18 protein-coding genes are annotated in these 17,629 nt (G+C 36.1%); 7 read left to right on the forward strand and 11 right to left on the reverse strand.

Features of this window, described 5'->3' with window-relative positions:
- Positions 1–137: 137 nt before the first annotated feature.
- Genes DESTER_RS04000 through DESTER_RS04010 form a run of 3 tightly spaced genes read left to right on the forward strand, consistent with a single transcriptional unit; the run spans position 138 to position 3,980 of the window.
- Positions 138–1,325, forward strand: a complete 1,188-nt coding sequence (locus DESTER_RS04000) for an aspartate aminotransferase family protein (RefSeq protein ID WP_013638374.1) — start codon at positions 138–140, stop codon at positions 1,323–1,325.
- Positions 1,315–3,048, forward strand: a complete 1,734-nt coding sequence (locus tag DESTER_RS04005) for a hypothetical protein (RefSeq protein ID WP_013638375.1) — start codon at positions 1,315–1,317, stop codon at positions 3,046–3,048. Before DESTER_RS04000 ends, DESTER_RS04005 begins: the two co-directional genes overlap by 11 nt.
- Positions 3,039–3,980 carry an ABC transporter ATP-binding protein gene (locus tag DESTER_RS04010; protein ID WP_013638376.1) on the forward strand — a complete coding sequence of 314 codons (942 nt, stop codon included), beginning with the start codon at positions 3,039–3,041 and terminating at the stop codon, positions 3,978–3,980. The genes DESTER_RS04005 and DESTER_RS04010 overlap by 10 nt, the downstream gene beginning before the upstream one ends.
- Here DESTER_RS04010 and uvrC read toward each other — a convergent pair.
- Genes uvrC through rsmD form a run of 4 tightly spaced genes read right to left on the reverse strand, consistent with a single transcriptional unit; the run spans position 3,977 to position 8,301 of the window.
- The gene (gene uvrC, locus DESTER_RS04015) at positions 3,977–5,728 is read right to left on the reverse strand and encodes an excinuclease ABC subunit UvrC (protein ID WP_013638377.1); all 1,752 of its coding nucleotides are present in this window, start codon (positions 5,726–5,728) and stop codon (positions 3,977–3,979) included. The two genes, DESTER_RS04010 and uvrC, sit on opposite strands and share 4 nt — an antisense overlap.
- On the reverse strand, positions 5,725–6,387 hold the full coding sequence (locus DESTER_RS04020; RefSeq protein WP_013638378.1) for a 6-carboxytetrahydropterin synthase: 663 nt from the start codon (positions 6,385–6,387) through the stop codon (positions 5,725–5,727). Before DESTER_RS04020 ends, uvrC begins: the two co-directional genes overlap by 4 nt.
- 21 nt (positions 6,388–6,408) lie before the next feature.
- A complete protein-coding gene (locus DESTER_RS04025; protein ID WP_013637888.1) occupies positions 6,409–7,716 on the reverse strand; it encodes an IS110 family RNA-guided transposase in 1,308 nt (435 codons plus the stop codon).
- Between the two features lie 3 nt (positions 7,717–7,719).
- Positions 7,720–8,301: a 16S rRNA (guanine(966)-N(2))-methyltransferase RsmD gene (rsmD, locus tag DESTER_RS04030; RefSeq protein ID WP_013638379.1), complete on the reverse strand. Its 582-nt coding sequence runs from the start codon at positions 8,299–8,301 to the stop codon at positions 7,720–7,722.
- Positions 8,302–8,384: 83 nt separating this feature from the next.
- Between rsmD and DESTER_RS04035 the strand changes: the two genes are divergently transcribed.
- Positions 8,385–9,005 (forward strand): LolA family protein, encoded by a 621-nt coding sequence (locus DESTER_RS04035; protein WP_013638380.1) that lies wholly within the window; start codon positions 8,385–8,387, stop codon positions 9,003–9,005.
- Here the strand turns inward: DESTER_RS04035 and DESTER_RS04040 are convergent.
- The gene (locus DESTER_RS04040; RefSeq protein WP_013638381.1) at positions 8,974–9,465 is read right to left on the reverse strand and encodes a MotA/TolQ/ExbB proton channel family protein; all 492 of its coding nucleotides are present in this window, start codon (positions 9,463–9,465) and stop codon (positions 8,974–8,976) included. The genes DESTER_RS04035 and DESTER_RS04040 overlap by 32 nt on opposite strands.
- Positions 9,466–9,600: 135 nt before the next feature.
- On the opposite strand from DESTER_RS04040, the gene DESTER_RS04045 reads away from it, so the two are divergent.
- From DESTER_RS04045 to rsmA, 3 genes are read left to right on the forward strand one after another with little or no spacing between them, the layout of a single operon-like run.
- Positions 9,601–10,029 (forward strand): ExbD/TolR family protein, encoded by a 429-nt coding sequence (locus DESTER_RS04045; RefSeq protein ID WP_013638382.1) that lies wholly within the window; start codon positions 9,601–9,603, stop codon positions 10,027–10,029.
- A complete protein-coding gene (locus DESTER_RS04050; RefSeq protein ID WP_013638383.1) occupies positions 10,013–10,645 on the forward strand; it encodes an energy transducer TonB in 633 nt (210 codons plus the stop codon). The genes DESTER_RS04045 and DESTER_RS04050 overlap by 17 nt, the downstream gene beginning before the upstream one ends.
- 15 nt (positions 10,646–10,660) lie before the next feature.
- Positions 10,661–11,422 carry a 16S rRNA (adenine(1518)-N(6)/adenine(1519)-N(6))-dimethyltransferase RsmA gene (gene rsmA, locus DESTER_RS04055; protein WP_013638384.1) on the forward strand — a complete coding sequence of 254 codons (762 nt, stop codon included), beginning with the start codon at positions 10,661–10,663 and terminating at the stop codon, positions 11,420–11,422.
- On the opposite strand, the gene DESTER_RS04060 is transcribed toward rsmA, so the two are convergent.
- From DESTER_RS04060 to DESTER_RS04085, 6 genes are all read right to left on the reverse strand, one after another.
- Complete coding sequence (locus DESTER_RS04060; protein ID WP_013638385.1) at positions 11,411–12,520, reverse strand: aminopeptidase; 1,110 nt, start codon at positions 12,518–12,520, stop codon at positions 11,411–11,413. The two genes, rsmA and DESTER_RS04060, sit on opposite strands and share 12 nt — an antisense overlap.
- Before the next feature lie 2 nt (positions 12,521–12,522).
- The gene (locus DESTER_RS04065) at positions 12,523–13,266 is read right to left on the reverse strand and encodes a nitrilase-related carbon-nitrogen hydrolase (protein WP_041737398.1); all 744 of its coding nucleotides are present in this window, start codon (positions 13,264–13,266) and stop codon (positions 12,523–12,525) included.
- Positions 13,250–13,801, reverse strand: coding sequence for a peptide-methionine (S)-S-oxide reductase MsrA (gene msrA, locus DESTER_RS04070; protein ID WP_013638387.1), 552 nt, complete (start codon positions 13,799–13,801; stop codon positions 13,250–13,252). The genes DESTER_RS04065 and msrA overlap by 17 nt, the downstream gene beginning before the upstream one ends.
- 58 nt (positions 13,802–13,859) lie before the next feature.
- Positions 13,860–14,810: a ketopantoate reductase family protein gene (locus DESTER_RS04075; RefSeq protein WP_013638388.1), complete on the reverse strand. Its 951-nt coding sequence runs from the start codon at positions 14,808–14,810 to the stop codon at positions 13,860–13,862.
- Between the two features lie 155 nt (positions 14,811–14,965).
- Positions 14,966–15,223, reverse strand: a complete 258-nt coding sequence (locus DESTER_RS04080) for a hypothetical protein (protein ID WP_013638389.1) — start codon at positions 15,221–15,223, stop codon at positions 14,966–14,968.
- Positions 15,224–15,279: 56 nt separating this feature from the next.
- Complete coding sequence (locus DESTER_RS04085; protein WP_013638390.1) at positions 15,280–17,550, reverse strand: endonuclease MutS2; 2,271 nt, start codon at positions 17,548–17,550, stop codon at positions 15,280–15,282.
- Positions 17,551–17,629 lie beyond the last annotated feature (79 nt).

Below are 17,629 nucleotides of genomic sequence, written 5' to 3' on the forward strand. Positions count from 1 at the left end.
GCAGGGTTTTCTACCCTGCTCTATTTTCTTTTTCTTAAAACAAAGCTAACCCTTTCAAATTTGCTAACTATTGAATAAACTATCGTAGTATAGAAATAAAGTCGTTGTGAAATCTACAGTAAAGGAAGAGGGAAGAAATGAACGTTTTTGAGAAGACAGAGAATTTTGTAATGAAAACTTACAACAGATTTTCCGTAAACTTTGTAAAGGGAGAAGGTTGTTGGCTTTATGATGATAAAGATAAAAAATACTTAGACATGTTAGCAGGGATTGCAGTTTGTAATCTTGGTCACTGCCATCCTACTGTATCGGATGCTATCTGTGAACAGGCAAGGAAGTTGATTCATGTTTCAAACCTTTTTCACATAGAGACTCAGGCAGAACTGGCAGAGCTCATCTGTAAAAACTCCTTTGGAGAAAAGGTTTTCTTCTGCAATAGTGGAGCAGAGGCAAACGAAGGAGCTATAAAGCTTGCAAGAAGATACGGAACAGAAAAAAATCCAGAAAAGTACGAAATAGTAGCTTTTAGACAATCTTTCCACGGCAGGACAATGGCAGCAGTTTCTATAACTGGCCAGGGAAAGTACAATGAAGGTTTTGGTCCTATGTTGAGAGGAGTCAAGTTTGCTGAATTTAACAACCTTGACTCTGTCAAAGAGGTGGTTTCAGACAAAACTGCTGGAATAATCGTTGAGCCAATTCAGGGTGAAGGTGGAATTGTTCCTGCTGATAAAGACTTTTTATTAGGACTGAGAAAAATTGCAGATGAGATAGATGCTATTCTCATATTTGACGAGGTTCAGACAGGAATAGGTAGGACAGGAAAGCTCTTTGCCTATCAGCACTACGGTATTGAACCAGATGTAATGACACTTGCCAAAGCTCTTGGGAACGGCGTTCCAATTGGGGCAATAGTTGCAAAAGGTAAAGCAGCAGATGTTTTAAAACCTGGACTTCATGCTTCAACTTTTGGTGGTAATCCCCTTGCTACAAGAGCAGGTATTGAGGTTATAAAGATTGTTTCAGATGAAGAATTTTTAAAAGAAGTGGAAAGAAAAGGAAAATATCTTGCAAAAAAGCTTGAAGAACTTAAAGGAGAATTTTCTGAGATAATTAACTTTGTAAGGGGTAAAGGATTGATGTTAGGAGCTGTTTGCAAAATACCCTGTAGTGACATAGTGAAGTTAGCTCTTGAAAAAGGACTTATTATTAATTGTACGGCAGGAAATGTTTTAAGATTTGTTCCTCCTCTTGTTATAACAGAGGATGAAATAGATTACGGAATAAAAATTCTTAAAGAGGTTTTAAAAGAGCATGCAAGTTAAAGAAACGACTACATATACTCTCTTTGAACTTGACGAGCTCCGTCAGGAGCTTGTCATTGACTCTCTTAATTTCTTTATAAATAAGGTAAAAAAACTCAATCCATCTCTTTCTGCTATCTATCCAGCAGATCCTATAGCTTTACCTTTTTCAATGTATTTATCAGACAAACTTTCTATTCCAATAAAGACAGAAAAGTTTCTAAATAGAAGCGATAGAATTCTCATGGTTTTCTCATACATGCCTTTTAAGTATTTAACAGATACGTATCTAGACGAAAAAATTAGAATTTTTAGGAAAAGTTTTCCTTATTCTCCTTCTCTTTTAATTGCTTCAAGCGAAAAAGCTGAAAATGTTGATTTTCAGCTAATCAAGGTTAAAAAACTTCAGAGAATAAACTCCTATAGATTTTTAACAGAAGGTTTTAAAAACTTCTATTTTCCTTTAGAAGGAGAATTCATCCACTTTACGCAAACCCTTTGGGATCTTTCGAAGAAAGAAATAAAAACCTTTGAAAAGGCTAAAAGAATTAGAGACAGTGCACAAAAGTACTTAAGAGAAGAAGTTATTAAATTAGAACCTGTTGAAAACTATATAGAAATAGCAATTTGGGAAAAATTTCAGAAAAATCTCCTCGTAATTCCTCAAAAAAGAGAAAAAGAAGAGGAGTCTTTCAGCTTAAAAATTGAAAAACTAATTCAAGTATCGGACAGTATTTTAAATTCTGCAGTTACTTCCCTTCTTGAATATCTTGCTCAAAGTTTTGAATATATTTTTCCTACACATCTTGCATACTCAAACTTAGAAATAATTGAAAGAAGAGGAATTACTATTATTCCTAAGGTTACACAGGTTATGGATGGTGTGGATGTAAAATTGGAAATTATTTTAAAAAGTGAAAACATAGAAACCGATTTTAAAAAGTTAATCGCAGCTTTAAAGGATACTTTAAAAATTTTCTTTGAAGAAATTTTTAAAAAAGAAGCATTCAGACCATCCATGGATTCTATAGTGGAAAAAGAAACAAGTAAAGCAATCGTTTATCTTAACTGGTTTTTAGATAGAGAAATGATTGAAACTTTGTATAAAAAGATAAATAGAAAGTGGTTGTTAACTCGACTTTACTATCGTAAACAGCTAAAGTCAAAGTTAAGAGAGTTTTTTAAACTACTAAAGGAATTTAGATTTTCTCCTGAAAACTTAGAAACTCTTTTTTCTTCTCTAGAATCTCTTTGGAAGAAAAATTATCTAATTGTAAAGCTTTATTCAAAAGAGATAAAGAATTTGTTTGAGAAGAAAAACTTATGGCCTCTTATAGGTGTTTATGGTCTTAAATTGGAAAATGCAAATTCTTCACAGTTAAAAGAACTTTTACACTTCCTTCTTTCCTTAAAGAACTACGAAAACCTTCATCAATTCTTAGCAAAGGAAAATAGATATTTTGTTCCGGTTAAGACAAAAAGGATATATAGACCAAACTGGGAAAGGGTAATTAGAGAAAAACAGGACATTTACCTGAAAGCAGAACCTCTTAATCCTCAAAGTCCTGTTACTTACACTTTACACTCTGAAGATGGTAAGTTTTTAGGAGTAATTCCAGAGATAATAGCCCATTATATTACTGCAAAAGAAACCACAGGTAAAACTATTAAGTGTCGGGAGCTCTATTTTGACCCTGACATCTTTTCAGATACCTCTTACTGGGTAGAGATAGAATGTCTTTGATAGTTGAGAATTTATCTATTAGAACAAACCAATTTCAAATTGTTAAAGATGCTTTTTTTAAAGTAGAAAAGGGAGAAAGAGTTGCAGTAGTTGGGGAAAGCGGAAGTGGAAAATCTATCACAGCTCTTTCTATTTTAAAGCTTCTTCCGGAAAACTTAAAAGTTAGTGGAAAAATAGAAGTGGACGGTACAAATGTTAATTCCCTTAAAGGCGAAAAATTAAGAAAGTTCCGCTGGAATAAAGTTTCAATGGTTTTTCAAGATCCTTCCGCTTCTCTTAATCCATTGATGAAGATAAAAGATCAAATGGGAGAAGCTCTTTTATACCATAAAAAAGTTGAAAAAAAGGAAGTAGATAAAAAAGTCGTGGAACTTCTAAGACTAGTTGAAATTCCAGAACCTGAAGAAAGGATAAATGCTTATCCTCACCATCTTTCCGGTGGACTTAAGCAAAGAGTTGCAATAGCAATGGCTCTTGCCTGTAATCCAGATTACATCCTTGCTGATGAACCAACAACTGCTCTTGACGTTACAGTTCAATCAAAGATTTTAGAACTACTAGAAAAGCTCTCTATCAAGAAAAGTACAGGTATTCTTCTTATCACTCATGACATGGGAGTTGTTGCTGAATTTTCACAAAAAGTCTTTGTAATGTATGCAGGTTATACTGTTGAAGCTGGGAAAACAGAAGATATATTCAAAAGTCCCCTTCATCCTTATACTAAAGGGCTTATAGAATGTTCACCTATTTTAAATGGCGGGAAAAAAAGGAAACTTTTTTATATTCCTGGTAATGTTCCTGAGCCTTCAGAAAAAATCATTGGCTGCCCTTTTCATCCAAGATGCCCTGAAGCAAAGGAAATCTGTAGAAGAAACATACCTCCTATTTTAGAGATAAATGATAGAAAGGTAAGATGCTTTCTTTACTTTTAAGAGCTCCAATCTCTTATTTTTTCTAAAACTTCCTTAGCTACCTTTCTTGGTATTCCTATTTTTACAAGTTCTTCTATACTTGCTTCTGCAAGTTCTTTAATATCTGGATAAAATTTTTCAAGAAGTTTTTTTCTCTTTGTTCCAATTCCTTTAATATCATCAAGTACACTTTTGACCATTAAACTATTTCTTAATTTTCGGTTGAAAGTTATTGCAAAACGATGTGCCTCATCCCTTAAACTGGTAAAGAACCTAAAGAGATATGGATATTTTTTTGTTTCTACAACTTCTCCATCATCTGTATAAACGATTTCTTCTCTTTTTGCAATAGAAAAGACTCTGAAATCAAGTCCTAATGAATCACGTACCTTTAGTGCAACGTTAAGTTGTCCAATTCCCCCATCAATTAAAACTAAATTAGGTCTTTTTACTTCTCCCTTTTTTATTCTTTTAAAACGTCTTGTCAAAACCTCTTCTAAAAAACCATAGTCGTTAATCCCTTTAACATTTTTTATCTTGTATCTTCTGTAATCTTTCTTTACAAACTCTCCTTTTTCCCAAACAATACAGGCCCCAACACTTGCCGTTCCTTGAAGCGAAGAATTGTCAAAAACTTCTACCCTTTCAGGAAAAGTATCCAAGAACACACTTTCGTACTCAAATTTAAGTTTTTCTAAATTAAGATTTGTTCTTGCTATCGACCTATTTTTCTTAACTAATTGAAGTACCTTTTCTGGAATTTCTTTAACAGAAAATTCATTTCCAAGATAATGAAAATTAGCAAAAATCTCTTTTGGCGGATTTTCTTCTTCGTAAGTTCCTTTAATCCAAATTGTTCCTACTATACTTTCGTCTATTTGCTCTAACCTATAATTAGAAAACTCCAAAAGTAAGTTTTCATCCCACGGATCTAAGGGATCAAATTGAAAGTTTTCTTTCCCATAGAGAATACCATTTCTAACTGTTAACTTAACACCCGAAAAGATTCCATTGTTCCTTTCAATATAAAATACATCGCAGCTTGGATAATTTTCAAAGAAAATAGAACCTTTCTCGTAGATATCCTTTATAGCTATAAGTTGATCTCTAAGTATGGCAGCTTTTTCAAATTGTAAGTTTTCAGCTGCTTTTTCTATTTCACTGTAAAGCTTATTTATGTGGTTTTTGACGTTTCCCGTTAAAAAAGACAGAGCTCCCTCAACCTGTTTTCTATAGTCTTTTTTAGAAACGTAATTACAACAAGGAGCAGTACACATTTCTATGTAGTATTGAAGACAAGGCTTTGAGCGATTTAGCAATTCTTTGCATTTTCTTAACTTAAAAACTTTGTGAATTAAATCCTTTAGATTTCGAGCATTTTTAGGAGGAACAAAAGGTCCAAACTTCTTTCCCTTCAAACAGTCTTTTTTTCTTACGATTTTTACTGTGGGAAATTCTTCATCGGTAAGAACAAGATATGGATAACTTTTATCATCTTTTAGAAGAACGTTAAACTTTGGAAGATATTTCTTTATTAATTCCGCTTCTAATGTAAGCGCTTCTTTTTCATTTTTAACAACTATATAATCGAAATCTACAGCGTTTTTAGTAATCTTATAACTCTTTTCATTCGGATTTGTGCAATTGATATGAGTGGAAAGGCGATTTTTTAAAGATTTTGCCTTTCCAACATAAATAACCTTTCCGCTTTTATCCTTAAAAAAGTAAACTCCAGGAGCATCCGGAACAGTCTGTAACTTTTCCCTCATCGCTCCTTAAAAGTAGCACAGGAAGTAGGAGTTTCATGAATAGAAACTTTAGAACATTTTATCCCAAGAGGTTTTATATTCTCGCTTACAAAGTAAAAAAAGAATCTTGCAAGATTTTCAGAAGTCGGAGAACCACTAAAAAGAGATATTCCGTCAAGAAGTCGCTGATAGAAATCGGCTTCTACTGAGTCAGAATCCGATCTAAAGTTTTGAAACGAAAAATATTTGTAACTTTTAATTTCTGATAAATCTACTTCTCTAATTGTTAGTTTTTTTATGCGATAGTTTTCATCAACCGCTACAACATCAACTTCTGTTTTTTTTCCATCAATTTGTGGAATAACTAATTTTTCACTTTTCATAAGTCCTAATTTTGTAAAGAAAAGATGTAATGCTGGATCATCCATTCCAAGTATTAATTTATGGTCAAAACAGCTATCTACAAAACTTTTTAGCCAAGATAAATGTCCAAAGTCTGTAACCATTTGAGAAAAATCAAGATTTTCAGATTTTAAGTAAACAACAAGTCTATAGTTATGACCGTGACCTGGAAGTCTTCTACACTTCGGATAGGTATTTTTTGTCCACTCAGGATTAAGTTTTTGTGAGTAAACAGAATGTGCTGCTGAAAACTCAATTACTTTTGAAATCTCAAACATATCTTACTCCTATGAAAGATGTCAACCCCCAACACAGAGGTTGCATTTATTTTCAACAAAATCCATAAATTGCCTTCTCTCTCTCAAAACTGCGAACATTACTTTAACCAATTTCCTCGCCGCAGCTATCAGCGCTTTCTTCTTCTCTAAACCTTTCTTAACTAACCCTTCGTAAAATCTTTTAACTGAATTGTCTAACTTGCTGTTCAATAACGCTCTCGTAGCCTGGATAATCTTGTTCCTCGTTCTGCTGTCCCCTTTCTTTGTTATCCTTCCATTTCTAACTTCGTCTCCACTGCTATTAACACGAGGAACAAGTCCAAAATAAGCCGCTACCTTGTCTCCGTTTTCAAACCTCTCTTCGTTACATACGGCAGATATAAAGGCTATAGCTACTATATCTCCTACTCCAGGTATGCTTTTTAGAAGTTCTACTTTTCCCTTAAGCTCCTCATCTTCTCCTATAAAACTCTTGATATCTTCTTCTGTCTCTCTTATCTTATCTGTTAAGTATTCTATTGTTTCTATTTGCCTCCATATCGTTTCTCGTAATGACGGAGGCACTTTCTTCTTCGTTTCTTCCTTTATCCTTTCCATCCCTTTCTTCGTGGTGAGTTCTCTCTTGTTTGTCTTTATCCCATATTCAAGCAATAGGCTATGAAGTCTGTTAATTACCCCTTTTCTCATATCTACAAAGCTATCTCTCTCTTTCATCTTTATCCTTAGCTCTTTTTCTTTTCTCGTCGGGACGTAAACTGTCGGAAGTAAGCCCATTTCATAGTAAATGGCTATCGTTTCTGCATCTATCCTGTCGTTTTTAGCACTGTTAACACCTTTTAGAATGTTCTTAAATTTGTTAGTGTTAACGTAAGTTATTTCATCAACGCAGTTCCTTATCTCCTCCGTAAAAAATGTTACTCCTGTTAAGGTTTCTACCGCAACTTTTACTGAATATCCTTTTTTCCTAAAAGTTGTTAGGTGATTTTTAAATTTCTCTAACTCTTCTGCTTCGTACTTCTTGGTATTAAGTATCCCTGTCAGACAATCTAAATAAGCTGCTGTAAAGCTGTTTTTGTGGTAGTCCACTCCGACATACAGTGTTTTCTCTACCTTCTCCTTCATCTCTACCCCCTGATATGTTTTGTGTTTTGCAACCTCTGCTTCGGGACTATTCCCATACTCCAATACGGCGCTTCCCGCCACTATAATTAGCCGGCAGGAGGCATCGGCTAATCTCCACGCACGGGGCTTATTCCCCAGGGAAAAATCCAGCCTCCTGCCTTTAAAGGTTGCCTCTTTACTATAGTCCCGAATTTCAGGGGGTGACATCTTTTATATCATCTCCTTTTCTGGATAGAAATTTATAAATGTAACAAGAGTAGTACCATATCCTCTACGTTCTACAATCCATTTTTCATCATCTGGAAGAAATGGTGCATTTTTTGGCTCCTCAAGGATTAAAAGTCCATCTTCATCAAGAAGATCGAAGTTTTTTACCATATTTACAATTCTTGTGTAAAAACCCTTTTCATAGGGAGGATCTGCGTAAATAAAATCAAACTTTTCACCTCTTTTGGCAAGCTTCTTTAGTGCATTAACATAGTCATCACAGATTATCTCGTATTTTCCTCTTTCTACACCAAGCTTTCTCAAGTTTTCTTCTATTAGATTACAGAACCTCTTATCATTTTCTACGAAAACGACCTTTTTTGCTCCTCTACTTATGGCTTCTATACCAACATTTCCTGTACCTGCAAAGAGATCAAGAAATTTAACTCCTTCAAGATAATTATTGAGAATAGAAAAAACAGATTCTTTAACCCGTTCAGTTGTTGGTCTTAAAAGCTTCGTATCAGAACGTTTAGGAAGCGATTTTATTCTCCTTCCTTTATACTTTCCACCAATTATTCTCATTCTATTCTCCTAAAGTGTATTGATAGAAAATAAATTATGTCCTATAAGAAAGAAATGTTAATTTTTAAAAAAAGGAGAACAAGATGAAAAAGATTTTGTCTTCACTTGTTTTAACTTTCTTTTTTGTAGCTCCAGCTTATGGGGACGGAAAATTAGATTCTTTTTTAGAAAAACTAAAGTCTATAAAAACACTAAAGATTGTCTTTTCCCAGGAAACTAAACTTCCTGTAGCTGGGGACACTGTTGATCTTTACGGTGGTGTTATTTATTATGAAAAACCATCAAAATTTCGCTGGGAATATACAAAAGGAAGCGATATTTATCTTGTATCTAACGGAGAGTATTTAGAAACGGTTTTTCCTTCTGATAATCAGTGTCAGATAACAGAGCTTGACACTAAAAGTGAGCTCTTTCCCCTTTTTCAAATCTTAAACAATCCTGAAAACTTCAAAAAGCTTTTTAAAATTGTAAAAATTGAGGAAAGTCGAAATTTTGAAACTGTAGAGCTAAAACCAACTTATGAAAACTCTATCTTTGAGAAAATTATCCTCCTTATAGATAAAGACTGTAATCTAAAAGCTTTTAAAACTGTTCAAATAGACAAAACTTTTGCCACATACGTAATAAAGAGCTGGAAAGAAAACGTAAAACTTTCAGAAAACCTTTTTAAAATTACTCCCTGCTCTTTAAGTTCTTCAAAATAAGAACTTTAATTTCTGTTTTTGCCTTTTCGACTTTTCCGTTTAAGTAGTAGTAGTAAACAAGAGTGATAACTGCAACAAATATACCTAAAGCTGTTGCTTCAAGAGCTAATCCTATTCCTTTACTAACCTCAACTATATCAGAAACTCCTTTTTCTGCCATTGTTACAAATGACTCCATTATTCCTAGGACAGTTCCTAATAGTCCTAAAAGCGGCGAGGCAGTAATGGTAAAAGATAAAACTCCCTTTCCTCTTGTAAGCTTAGAAACAAAGGTGTGATAATATGTTTCTACTTCTGTTTCCTTTAAGCCTTCAGTATCCTTTAAAAGAAGTTTTTTCTCTGAAGGAAAGGCAAAGAGAAAATAAAGAAGTCTTTCTATAAACACAACCGTTGCAATAAAAAGAAGAAAATATAATGCAAAGAAAACGGCCTTATGAGCAATTTCCATTGAGAAAGCCAACTTTTCCTCCACGATCAGTTTACTGTTAAAATAATTCAGTTTACTGTTAAAATAATTATGATAAATTTTAATACAAAAAGAAACTTTAAGGATGGTAGGTGATGTGTAAAAAAGAAACTTTAAGGATGGTAGGTGATGTGTAAATTCAAAGACGAACCTGTAGAGGAAAAGCCTCAACTCATAATTGTTCCTATGGTAGACGTTATGCTGTTTTTGCTTGCCTTTTTTGTTCTCATAGCTGGAAGTATTATCCCAGGGCTTGCTATAAAAACAAATCCTCCTGAAACCACTCAGAAAACAAAAGTTAACGTAAAAAAAGAAATTGTAACTATTACAATAAAGAAAGATGGTTCTATTTATTTTAAAGAAAAAAAAGTTAGTCTTAAAGATTTAAAAAGGCTTTTAAAAGAAGCAAAAAGAAAAAATCCCGTAGTTTCTGTTGCTATAAATGCTGATAGAGATTCAAAAGTTCAGCTTTTAGTTAGTGTAATGGATACAGCTCAAGAAGTCGGAATTAATTCAATTGGTTTGATTGCAAAGGAGAAAAATGAAGGTAACCGTTAGATTTTTATTAGCCTTTATTTTGGCTCTTTTTTTGGAAGCAGGATTTATCTATATTGTAAAAAACCTCCATAAGCCTCATAAACAAGAGGTAAAACAGGTAATCAAAATATCTCTTCTAAAGAATGAAAAAAAACCGAAAGTTCTTGTAACAAAGCAGAAGAAAATAGTTAAAGAACCTAAACAAAAGAAAAAAGTAGTTATTCCTAAGGAAAAGCCTAAAGTTGTTACAAAGAAACCTCAAAAGAAAATTCCTCAAGAAGAAAAAAAGGAAGTTCTGGAAAAGAAAAAACCCGGAGGTCTGAAGCCTCTTCAAGGTAATCTTCCGGCTTACTATGTAGATGCAATAAAAAAAGCTATTGAAGAAAACATTTTTTATCCTTTAGAGGCAATAGAAAGAGGAGAGGAAGGAGTTGTTTCAGTTAAATTTGTTTTAGACAAAAGTGGAAAGGTTATTAAGTGTAAGCCTTTTAGTGGAAAAAGCGAAATACTTCAGAAAGCTACATGTATAGCCATAGAAAGAGCAAAGTTTCCTCCAATTCCCCAAACTATAAAAAATGAAAGGATAACCTTTCATTTGGAGATTGAGTACAACTTAGAAAGTCTTAAACAAAATTAAAATGGAAGTTTAAAAATGAGACTTAAAAAATCATTAGGACAGCATTTTTTAAAAGATAGGAACATAATTAGAAAAATAGTTGATTCTGGAAATATTACTTTTGAAGATAGAGTAATTGAAATAGGACCGGGTGGGGGAGCTCTAACTGAAGAGATACTTAAAAGAAATCCAAAAGAACTTATAGTTATTGAAATTGATAAGGATTGGGTGGAGCATCTACGGGAAAAGTTTGGTGACAGAATTAAAATCGTAAATGCCGATGCAACCAAGTTTGACTTTTCTTCTTTTGATGGAAAGTTTAAATACTTTGGAAACCTTCCCTACAACGTCTCAACTGCAATCCTTAGAAACCTTCTTGACCACAAGGATTCGGTAGAAAAGGGAATCTTTATGGTTCAAAAAGAGGTTGCCAATAGGCTTTCTGCACGAAAAGGTAAGGAGTACGGCTATCTGCCAGCACTACTTTCTCTCTTCTTTGATATAAAAAAGCTTTTTGATGTTTCTCCAAGGGCTTTCACTCCTCCCCCAAAGGTTATGTCAACCGTTTTTATGATGACTCCGAAAGAGTTTGACATAGAAGAAAAAGAGCTAATTGAATTTGAGAGTTTCCTGAAAAGAGCATTTTCACAGCGGAGAAAAAAATTAAAGAGCAACCTGAAACTCAAAAATTATCCAGAAGAGATTTCAGAATACATGGAAAGAAGAGCTGAGAAGCTCCCACCAGAAAAACTGCTGGAGCTCTTTTATACAGTTCGAGACTTTCAGCTACACCAATAACTTTCCTTCTCTCATTATTTCAACTTCTTTTTCACCAATCCTGAGTTTAATTGTTGGTTTATCTACAAGTAAGTCAATATGAACGTTTGCTCTTGTCTCTCCACCAAAAGCGCTGTTGTCTCCGATTGCTATATGACAGGTTCCAAGGATTTTTTCAGCCTCTAATATGTTGTCAAACCTTTCTGCTTTTTCGTTTGTTCCGATCCCAAACTCTGCAATGTTGTCTGCATTCTTCTCATGATGGATTAAATCTGTCAAGAATTTTGAAAACGCTTCTTCACCCTTTACTTCTATGACCTTTCCATTTTCGACGAATAGCTTTACTGGTTCGCTTAGTTTCCTTGTAGGTGCATATTTGGTTACAAAGACTCCTTCAGCTGTTTCTTCAACTGGTGCAATAAATGCTTCTCCTGCTGGTAGGTTTCCAAAGTCTCCGAGTGTACAGAGTTTTCCTGTATCTGCCAGTCCTTCTCTTCCTTCAAGAGAAAATCTTATATCTGTTCCAAGTGGACATGTAATGTGGGCTTCTGTTGCATCTGTTAGGAGGCTTGCAAGAACTTTTGAGTGTTTCGCAACCAGATTCCAGTCTGCCTGCATAGAAGTATAGAACATAAATGATTCAAAGAGTGGCATACTTGCAAATCTCATTGAGAGGAAGTTTGTGCAGAGCTTCCTGAAAAGTGTATGGCTTAGAGAATGCTCGTTCACGGCAACGACCACTGATGGTAAATCAAGGGGAGAAGTGGTTTCAAGGAGAATCTCTTTTATCTCTTCTTCATCGCTTTGAGTTAATTCTTTTCTCTGTATTCTTTCGAAAAGTCCCTTTGATTTTAGCTCCTCAACGAACTCAGAACCAAAGGTTCCCCTCCAGACAACCTCTGGTGGTTCAAGCCCGTGTCTTCCAGTTGGTGGATATGTCAGATGGAGGACGTAATTTGAGAAGTTAGTTCCAACAGAAAAGAAGAGCTCTCCGATTCTTTCCTTGTAGGTATCTGAAAGGATTAAAACTTTGTCTTCCTTAGATGTGCAAAGATTCTTTATGAATAAGTTTTTAATTGCTTTTTTTACCTTTTCATCGTGCCAGTCCCAAATTCCCATCTTCACCTCCCCATTGGAAGCTTTCTCTCAACCTGTTTTATTACAGATAAATCTATTCTTCCTGAAATTATTCCTTCACTCTCTCCAGCAGAAGATAAGATTCTTCCCCACGGATCAACAATTATTGAGTTTCCTGCCATTTCACCAATACCGTTTGATGCAACCAGAAAGCGCTGTGTTTCAATGGCTCTTGCAGAAGTTAAAACTTTCCAGTGTTCTTTCCTTGCTTTTCCCCACTGGGCAGAAACTGTAAAGATTTCAGCTCCATTTTTCAAAAGCTCTAAAAAGATTTCAGAGAACCTTAGCTCAAAACAGATTACAGGTGCTATTACGCCAATGGAAGTTTCTACGAGCTTCAAATCCTTTTCACTTCCAGCAACAAAATATTTATCTTCATCCATTGGAGCAAAAAGCTTTATCTTGGGACGAGAAAGAAGGAGTCTACCTTTATCAATAACTTGAACAGAATTAAAGAATTTGTTGTTAATCTTCTCAATTACCGTATAAACGAGGGTAAGCTCAAGTCCTTTTGAAAATTCTAAAAGCTCACTAACGATCCTTTCGGAGAACCTTGCAGCAGATTCGATATCTTCATAGTAAAAACCTGTGAGGAAAACCTCAGGAATAACAACCAAAGAACCTTTTTCGCACAAGTTTAGAAACGTTAAAAATCGGCTGTAGTTCCTCTCAAACTTGCCTGTGACTGTTTCAAACTGAACTGCGTAGGCTTTAAAGCTTTTCTTCAAGGAGTTTCCTTCCATTCTTCTTATCCCAGACAATCTCACAGTACTTAGCCCTTCCGGAGTTGATTTTATAGTAGTAGTATCTCATCGGTTCTTTTTCAAAGAATCTCCTGTGATATCCTTCGGTCACGTAGAAGTTTTTGAAAGACTTAATCTCTGTAGCTATGGTTTCAGAGAAAAGACCGCTTTCTTCAAGAATCTTTTTGCTCTTCTCAGCCAGTTCCCTCTGTTCTTCATCATGGTAGAAAATCACGGTTTTGTAGTGACTTCCTCTATCTGCAAACTGTCCACCTGAATCTGTGGGATCGATTGAAGTCCAGAAAGTTATGAGAAGTTCTCTATAAGAAACCTTTTCTGGATTGTAAGTTATCTGAACAGCTTCAACGTGTCCAGTTTTACCCGAGCAAACTTCCTCATAAGTAGGATTCTCTACATTACCCCCAGCATATCCAGGAATAACCTCTACAACCCCAGGAACCTTAGAAAACGCTTCCTCAAGACACCAGAAGCAACCACCTGCAAAAGTTGCTTTTTTCACAAAATCCTCCTTAGGAAACTCTCAATCTCAGAAATTGAAAAGACTCCAGCCCACCTGTTTACTTCTTTTCCATCAATTTCTTGTCTCTCTTCTTTAAGAGGATCTTGACGGTACCGTAAACACATCTATTGTAAGGAATCTTAATTCCTTTCTCTTCAGCCTTTCTGATTAAGGCTCCTGTTATGCCTTCCAGCTCTATTGGTTTACCTCTCTCAAAATCCAAAAGCATCGAAGTTTTGTAGTCCATCAAGTCTGGAGAGGATTTTAAGTAGTTTTCCATGATCTTCGGTTTTAACTTAACGCCGTGGGCTTCAGCAACTCTGTAGCACTCCTCCATCAAGTTTTTCAGTATTTCATAACTTTCCGGCATAGAAAGCATTTCTCCAACTGTTGCTCCCGTTATGACCGAGTAAGGGTTAAATGCAATGTTCCAGACCAGCTTTTTCCAGAGGGTGTATCTGATATCTTTTGAAGCCCTTGCTTCAATTCCACATTTTTTAAGCTCTTCAACAAGCTTTTCAACCCTTTCTGACTGTTGTCCACTCATTTCCCCAATCTCTAAAAGACCTGCTGCTTCATGGACAACAACTCCAGGTTCTTTAACGTAAGCTCCTACAAACGCTGTAGCTCCTAAAACTCTATTTTCACCAACGTATTTCGCGAGTATCTCTTCATTTTCAATTCCGTTTTGGATGGAAACAACAACAGTATCTTCCTTTAACATTGGGAGTAACTTTGGAGCAACATTTTCAGTGTCGTAGGACTTCACGCAGACAAAGACAACATCGACTTTTCCAGCCTCTTCTGGTTTGTCTGTGAAGGTAATTCTCTTTCCATCCTCCTTGACTGTCCACTCACCGTGCTTAAAGCTCTTAACAGTTAATCCCTTTTCTTTCATTGCTTTTAACTTTTTACCTCTTGCAATGAAAACAATCTCATGACCACAGCGGGCAACCATCCCGCCGTAAAATCCTCCGACTCCGCCGGTTCCAAATATTGCAAATCTCATTTCAGACCTCTCTTACTTGAAGTTTAGATAGGAAAGCAAATGTCTCCAGAGCTCCTTATCCTTTATACCTCACTGCAGTCTTTGAAACCCGCAGCAAGCTCCAGCTTTCAACAGGTTCCAACCTTCCTACAAAGATGACCTTTACATCCTTTGTTTTATTGCCAAAATACTCCTATTTGTGGAACGTCCATATCTTCTAAAACTTCGTAGAAAACCTGAAGTGTAAAGCCGCAGCAGAAAGAGTAACCACTGTGGGACTTTAACACCCTCATTCCCAGCAGGTAAACGTCCGAAATACAACCATCGTAACATTCAGACCACTTATAGCCTATTCCTTTAAATATTTCACAGTGTTTTATCTTTTCTAGAACTATATTGTCTGGACTTCTCTCTGTAGGATAGACTTTCCTCACTTTTTCTATCTCCTTCCACCTTTCAAGGATTTCCTCAGTTTTAAACTGATAACTAGTTATTTTAGCTCCACAATCGTTACGCCGTCCCCACCCTCTTCAATCTTTCCAGGTCTAAAGCTTTTGACGTAAGGAGACTCTTTTAAATATTCCCTTATAAGCCTTTTTAGTATTCCTGTTCCATAACCGTGGACAATCTTGACCCTCTTTATTCCAACAAGATTTGCATCGTCTAAGAACTGCTCAACCGCTGCGAGAGCTTCCTCTCCTCTCATTCCAAGGAGCTTAAGCTCAGGGAAAAACGTTGACGGTTTCTTTACGTTGACCTTTACAATCTCCTCTTGCTTTACTGTCTCTTCAACTGGCTCAATCTGAGAAAGTTTAACGTCAACCTTCAAGCCACCAACCAGAACCTTTGCCACTTTTCTCTCTTTATCGACTTCAAGGACTTTTCCTTTCCTTCCAGATTTAAGAAGCTTTACAGTATTGCCTGGTTTGACTTCTCTTACCTCTTTAGCTTCTGCAAGAGCTTTGGCTCTGTTCTTTGCAGTAATTACGATCTGCCTTATTTCCTGTTTTGCTTTTTCAGATTTTGCCTTTTTGAAGACTTCTTCGCTCTTTTTCTTTAATTCCTCTATGAATTTTTCAATTTCTCTTGCCGATTTTTCCTTGAGTTCCTTTTCTTTCTTCTGGAGCTCCTCCTCTTTTTTCTTTAATGCCTCTTTTAGCCTTTCAACAGTTTCCTTTTCTTCTGTCAGTTTCCTGTATTCCTTCTCAAGGGCAGCTATTATGTCCTCGGCAAGCCTGTCTTCTGCCGTCATGAGAGACCTTGCGGTTTCAATAACCTCTTCGGGCATTCCGTACCTTTTTGCAATCTCAAGGGCGTAACTTCTTCCGATTATCCCGTAGGCAAGTTTGTAGAGGGGCTTTAAGGTTTCTTCATCAAACATCACTGAGGCGACATCGTAATAGTCATCCTTGTAGGCAAAGAGTTTAACGGGTGTAAAGTGGGTTGTTGCTATGACCTTTGCGTTCTTTTCTTTTAAATATTTGAGGATCCCGATTGCAAGGGTTGAACCCTCTATCGGGTCTGTTCCAGCTCCTAGCTCATCAAGAAGAACAAGGGAATCCTTATCAGCTTCCCTTAGAATTTCAGAGATGTTCTTGACGTGGGCACTGAAGGTTGAAAGGCTCTGTTCGATGCTCTGCTCGTCACCAATATCTGCCATCCACTTCTTAAAGAGTCTCAGTTTGCTTCCTTCGCTGACAGGAATGAGGAACCCAGACTGTGCCATCATGGAGAGAAGTCCAACGGTTTTAAGGGTGACCGTTTTTCCACCTGTGTTGGGACCTGTTATGACAAGTCCATTCTTTAGCTTTATATCAACGGGAACCACTTCTTTTTCGGAAAGGAGTATTAGAGGATGCTTTGCCTCTTTTAGGTCTATTTCTTCAGAGAACTCAGGAAGAGTGCCTTTCAGTTTCAGAGAGAGAAGTGCAGTTGCATAGCGCCTATCAAGCTCAATGAGGGTTCTGAAACTCGTCAGTAATTCCACTCTCCTTTCACTCACTTTCCAGGAGAGTTCAATCAAAATTCTCTTTATCTCTTCTTTTTCTTCAGCTTTCAGCTCCCTCAATCTGTTGTTATCTTCAATGACAGAAGCTGGTTCAACGTAAAGTGTCTGACCCGATGAGGATCGATCATGGACTATTCCTGAGAATTTCTTCCTAAAGTGAGGTTTTACCAAGATGACGTAACGCCCTTCCCTTTCGGTTACTATCCTGTCTGGACAGAGGTCTTCGTAGCGGTTTACCAGAGATTCCAGCTTTTCTCTTATCCGTAAGGTGGTTACTCTGATGTTTTTCCTTATGCTTTTGAGCCTTGGTGAAGCGGTATCAAGGATTTCTCCTGTATCGTCTATCGACCTTTCAAGGACTTCTCTCAACCCTTCAAATCTGGAAAGCCTTTCCCCAAAGTATTTGATCCGTGAAAACCGTTCATCCAGACTGGAGAAGAAGTTCTTCAGGATGGAGGATTGTCTTATAACTTTTAAAATCGATACAAGCTCTTCGACGCTTAAAATAGCACCTTCAACAGAAAGTTTATTTATCGTTTTTGAGATATCAGGAAAAGACTCTAAAGGAAGTTGTTTTTCCGATAAAAGTTTAACAAGAGTATCTGTTATCCGGAGATTTCGTTCGACCTCTTCTCTTTTTGTAAGTGGAACAAGCGACAACGTTGCAGATTTACCTGGCTCGCTTTTTGCGAGTTCAGAGGTAGCTTTAAGAATTTTGTTGAATTCTAAGTGGTACCCCACTCCTTTGAACATTAGTATAAATACCCCCTCCAATTACCCAAAGGAGTGGAAGTACCACGATTATTGTCCATCCAATATCTATTATACAAAA

Origin of the sequence: Desulfurobacterium thermolithotrophum DSM 11699 (assembly GCF_000191045.1) — a bacterium.
In the GTDB taxonomy this organism is placed as follows: Bacteria; Aquificota; Aquificia; order Desulfurobacteriales; family Desulfurobacteriaceae; genus Desulfurobacterium; species Desulfurobacterium thermolithotrophum.

Coding starts and splice junctions, on each gene's coding strand:
- DESTER_RS04050 (WP_013638383.1), top strand. CDS start 10,013: ATGAAGGTAACCGTTAGATTTTTATTAGCCTTTATTTTGGCTCTTTTT.
- DESTER_RS04035 (WP_013638380.1), top strand. CDS start 8,385: ATGAAAAAGATTTTGTCTTCACTTGTTTTAACTTTCTTTTTTGTAGCT.
- rsmD (WP_013638379.1), bottom strand. CDS start 8,301: ATGAGAATAATTGGTGGAAAGTATAAAGGAAGGAGAATAAAATCGCTT.
- DESTER_RS04060 (WP_013638385.1), bottom strand. CDS start 12,520: ATGGGAATTTGGGACTGGCACGATGAAAAGGTAAAAAAAGCAATTAAA.
- DESTER_RS04020 (WP_013638378.1), bottom strand. CDS start 6,387: ATGTTTGAGATTTCAAAAGTAATTGAGTTTTCAGCAGCACATTCTGTT.
- DESTER_RS04045 (WP_013638382.1), top strand. CDS start 9,601: ATGTGTAAATTCAAAGACGAACCTGTAGAGGAAAAGCCTCAACTCATA.
- rsmA (WP_013638384.1), top strand. CDS start 10,661: ATGAGACTTAAAAAATCATTAGGACAGCATTTTTTAAAAGATAGGAAC.
- DESTER_RS04010 (WP_013638376.1), top strand. CDS start 3,039: ATGTCTTTGATAGTTGAGAATTTATCTATTAGAACAAACCAATTTCAA.
- uvrC (WP_013638377.1), bottom strand. CDS start 5,728: ATGAGGGAAAAGTTACAGACTGTTCCGGATGCTCCTGGAGTTTACTTT.
- DESTER_RS04085 (WP_013638390.1), bottom strand. CDS start 17,550: ATGTTCAAAGGAGTGGGGTACCACTTAGAATTCAACAAAATTCTTAAA.
- DESTER_RS04025 (WP_013637888.1), bottom strand. CDS start 7,716: ATGTCACCCCCTGAAATTCGGGACTATAGTAAAGAGGCAACCTTTAAA.
- DESTER_RS04000 (WP_013638374.1), top strand. CDS start 138: ATGAACGTTTTTGAGAAGACAGAGAATTTTGTAATGAAAACTTACAAC.
- DESTER_RS04075 (WP_013638388.1), bottom strand. CDS start 14,810: ATGAGATTTGCAATATTTGGAACCGGCGGAGTCGGAGGATTTTACGGC.
- DESTER_RS04005 (WP_013638375.1), top strand. CDS start 1,315: ATGCAAGTTAAAGAAACGACTACATATACTCTCTTTGAACTTGACGAG.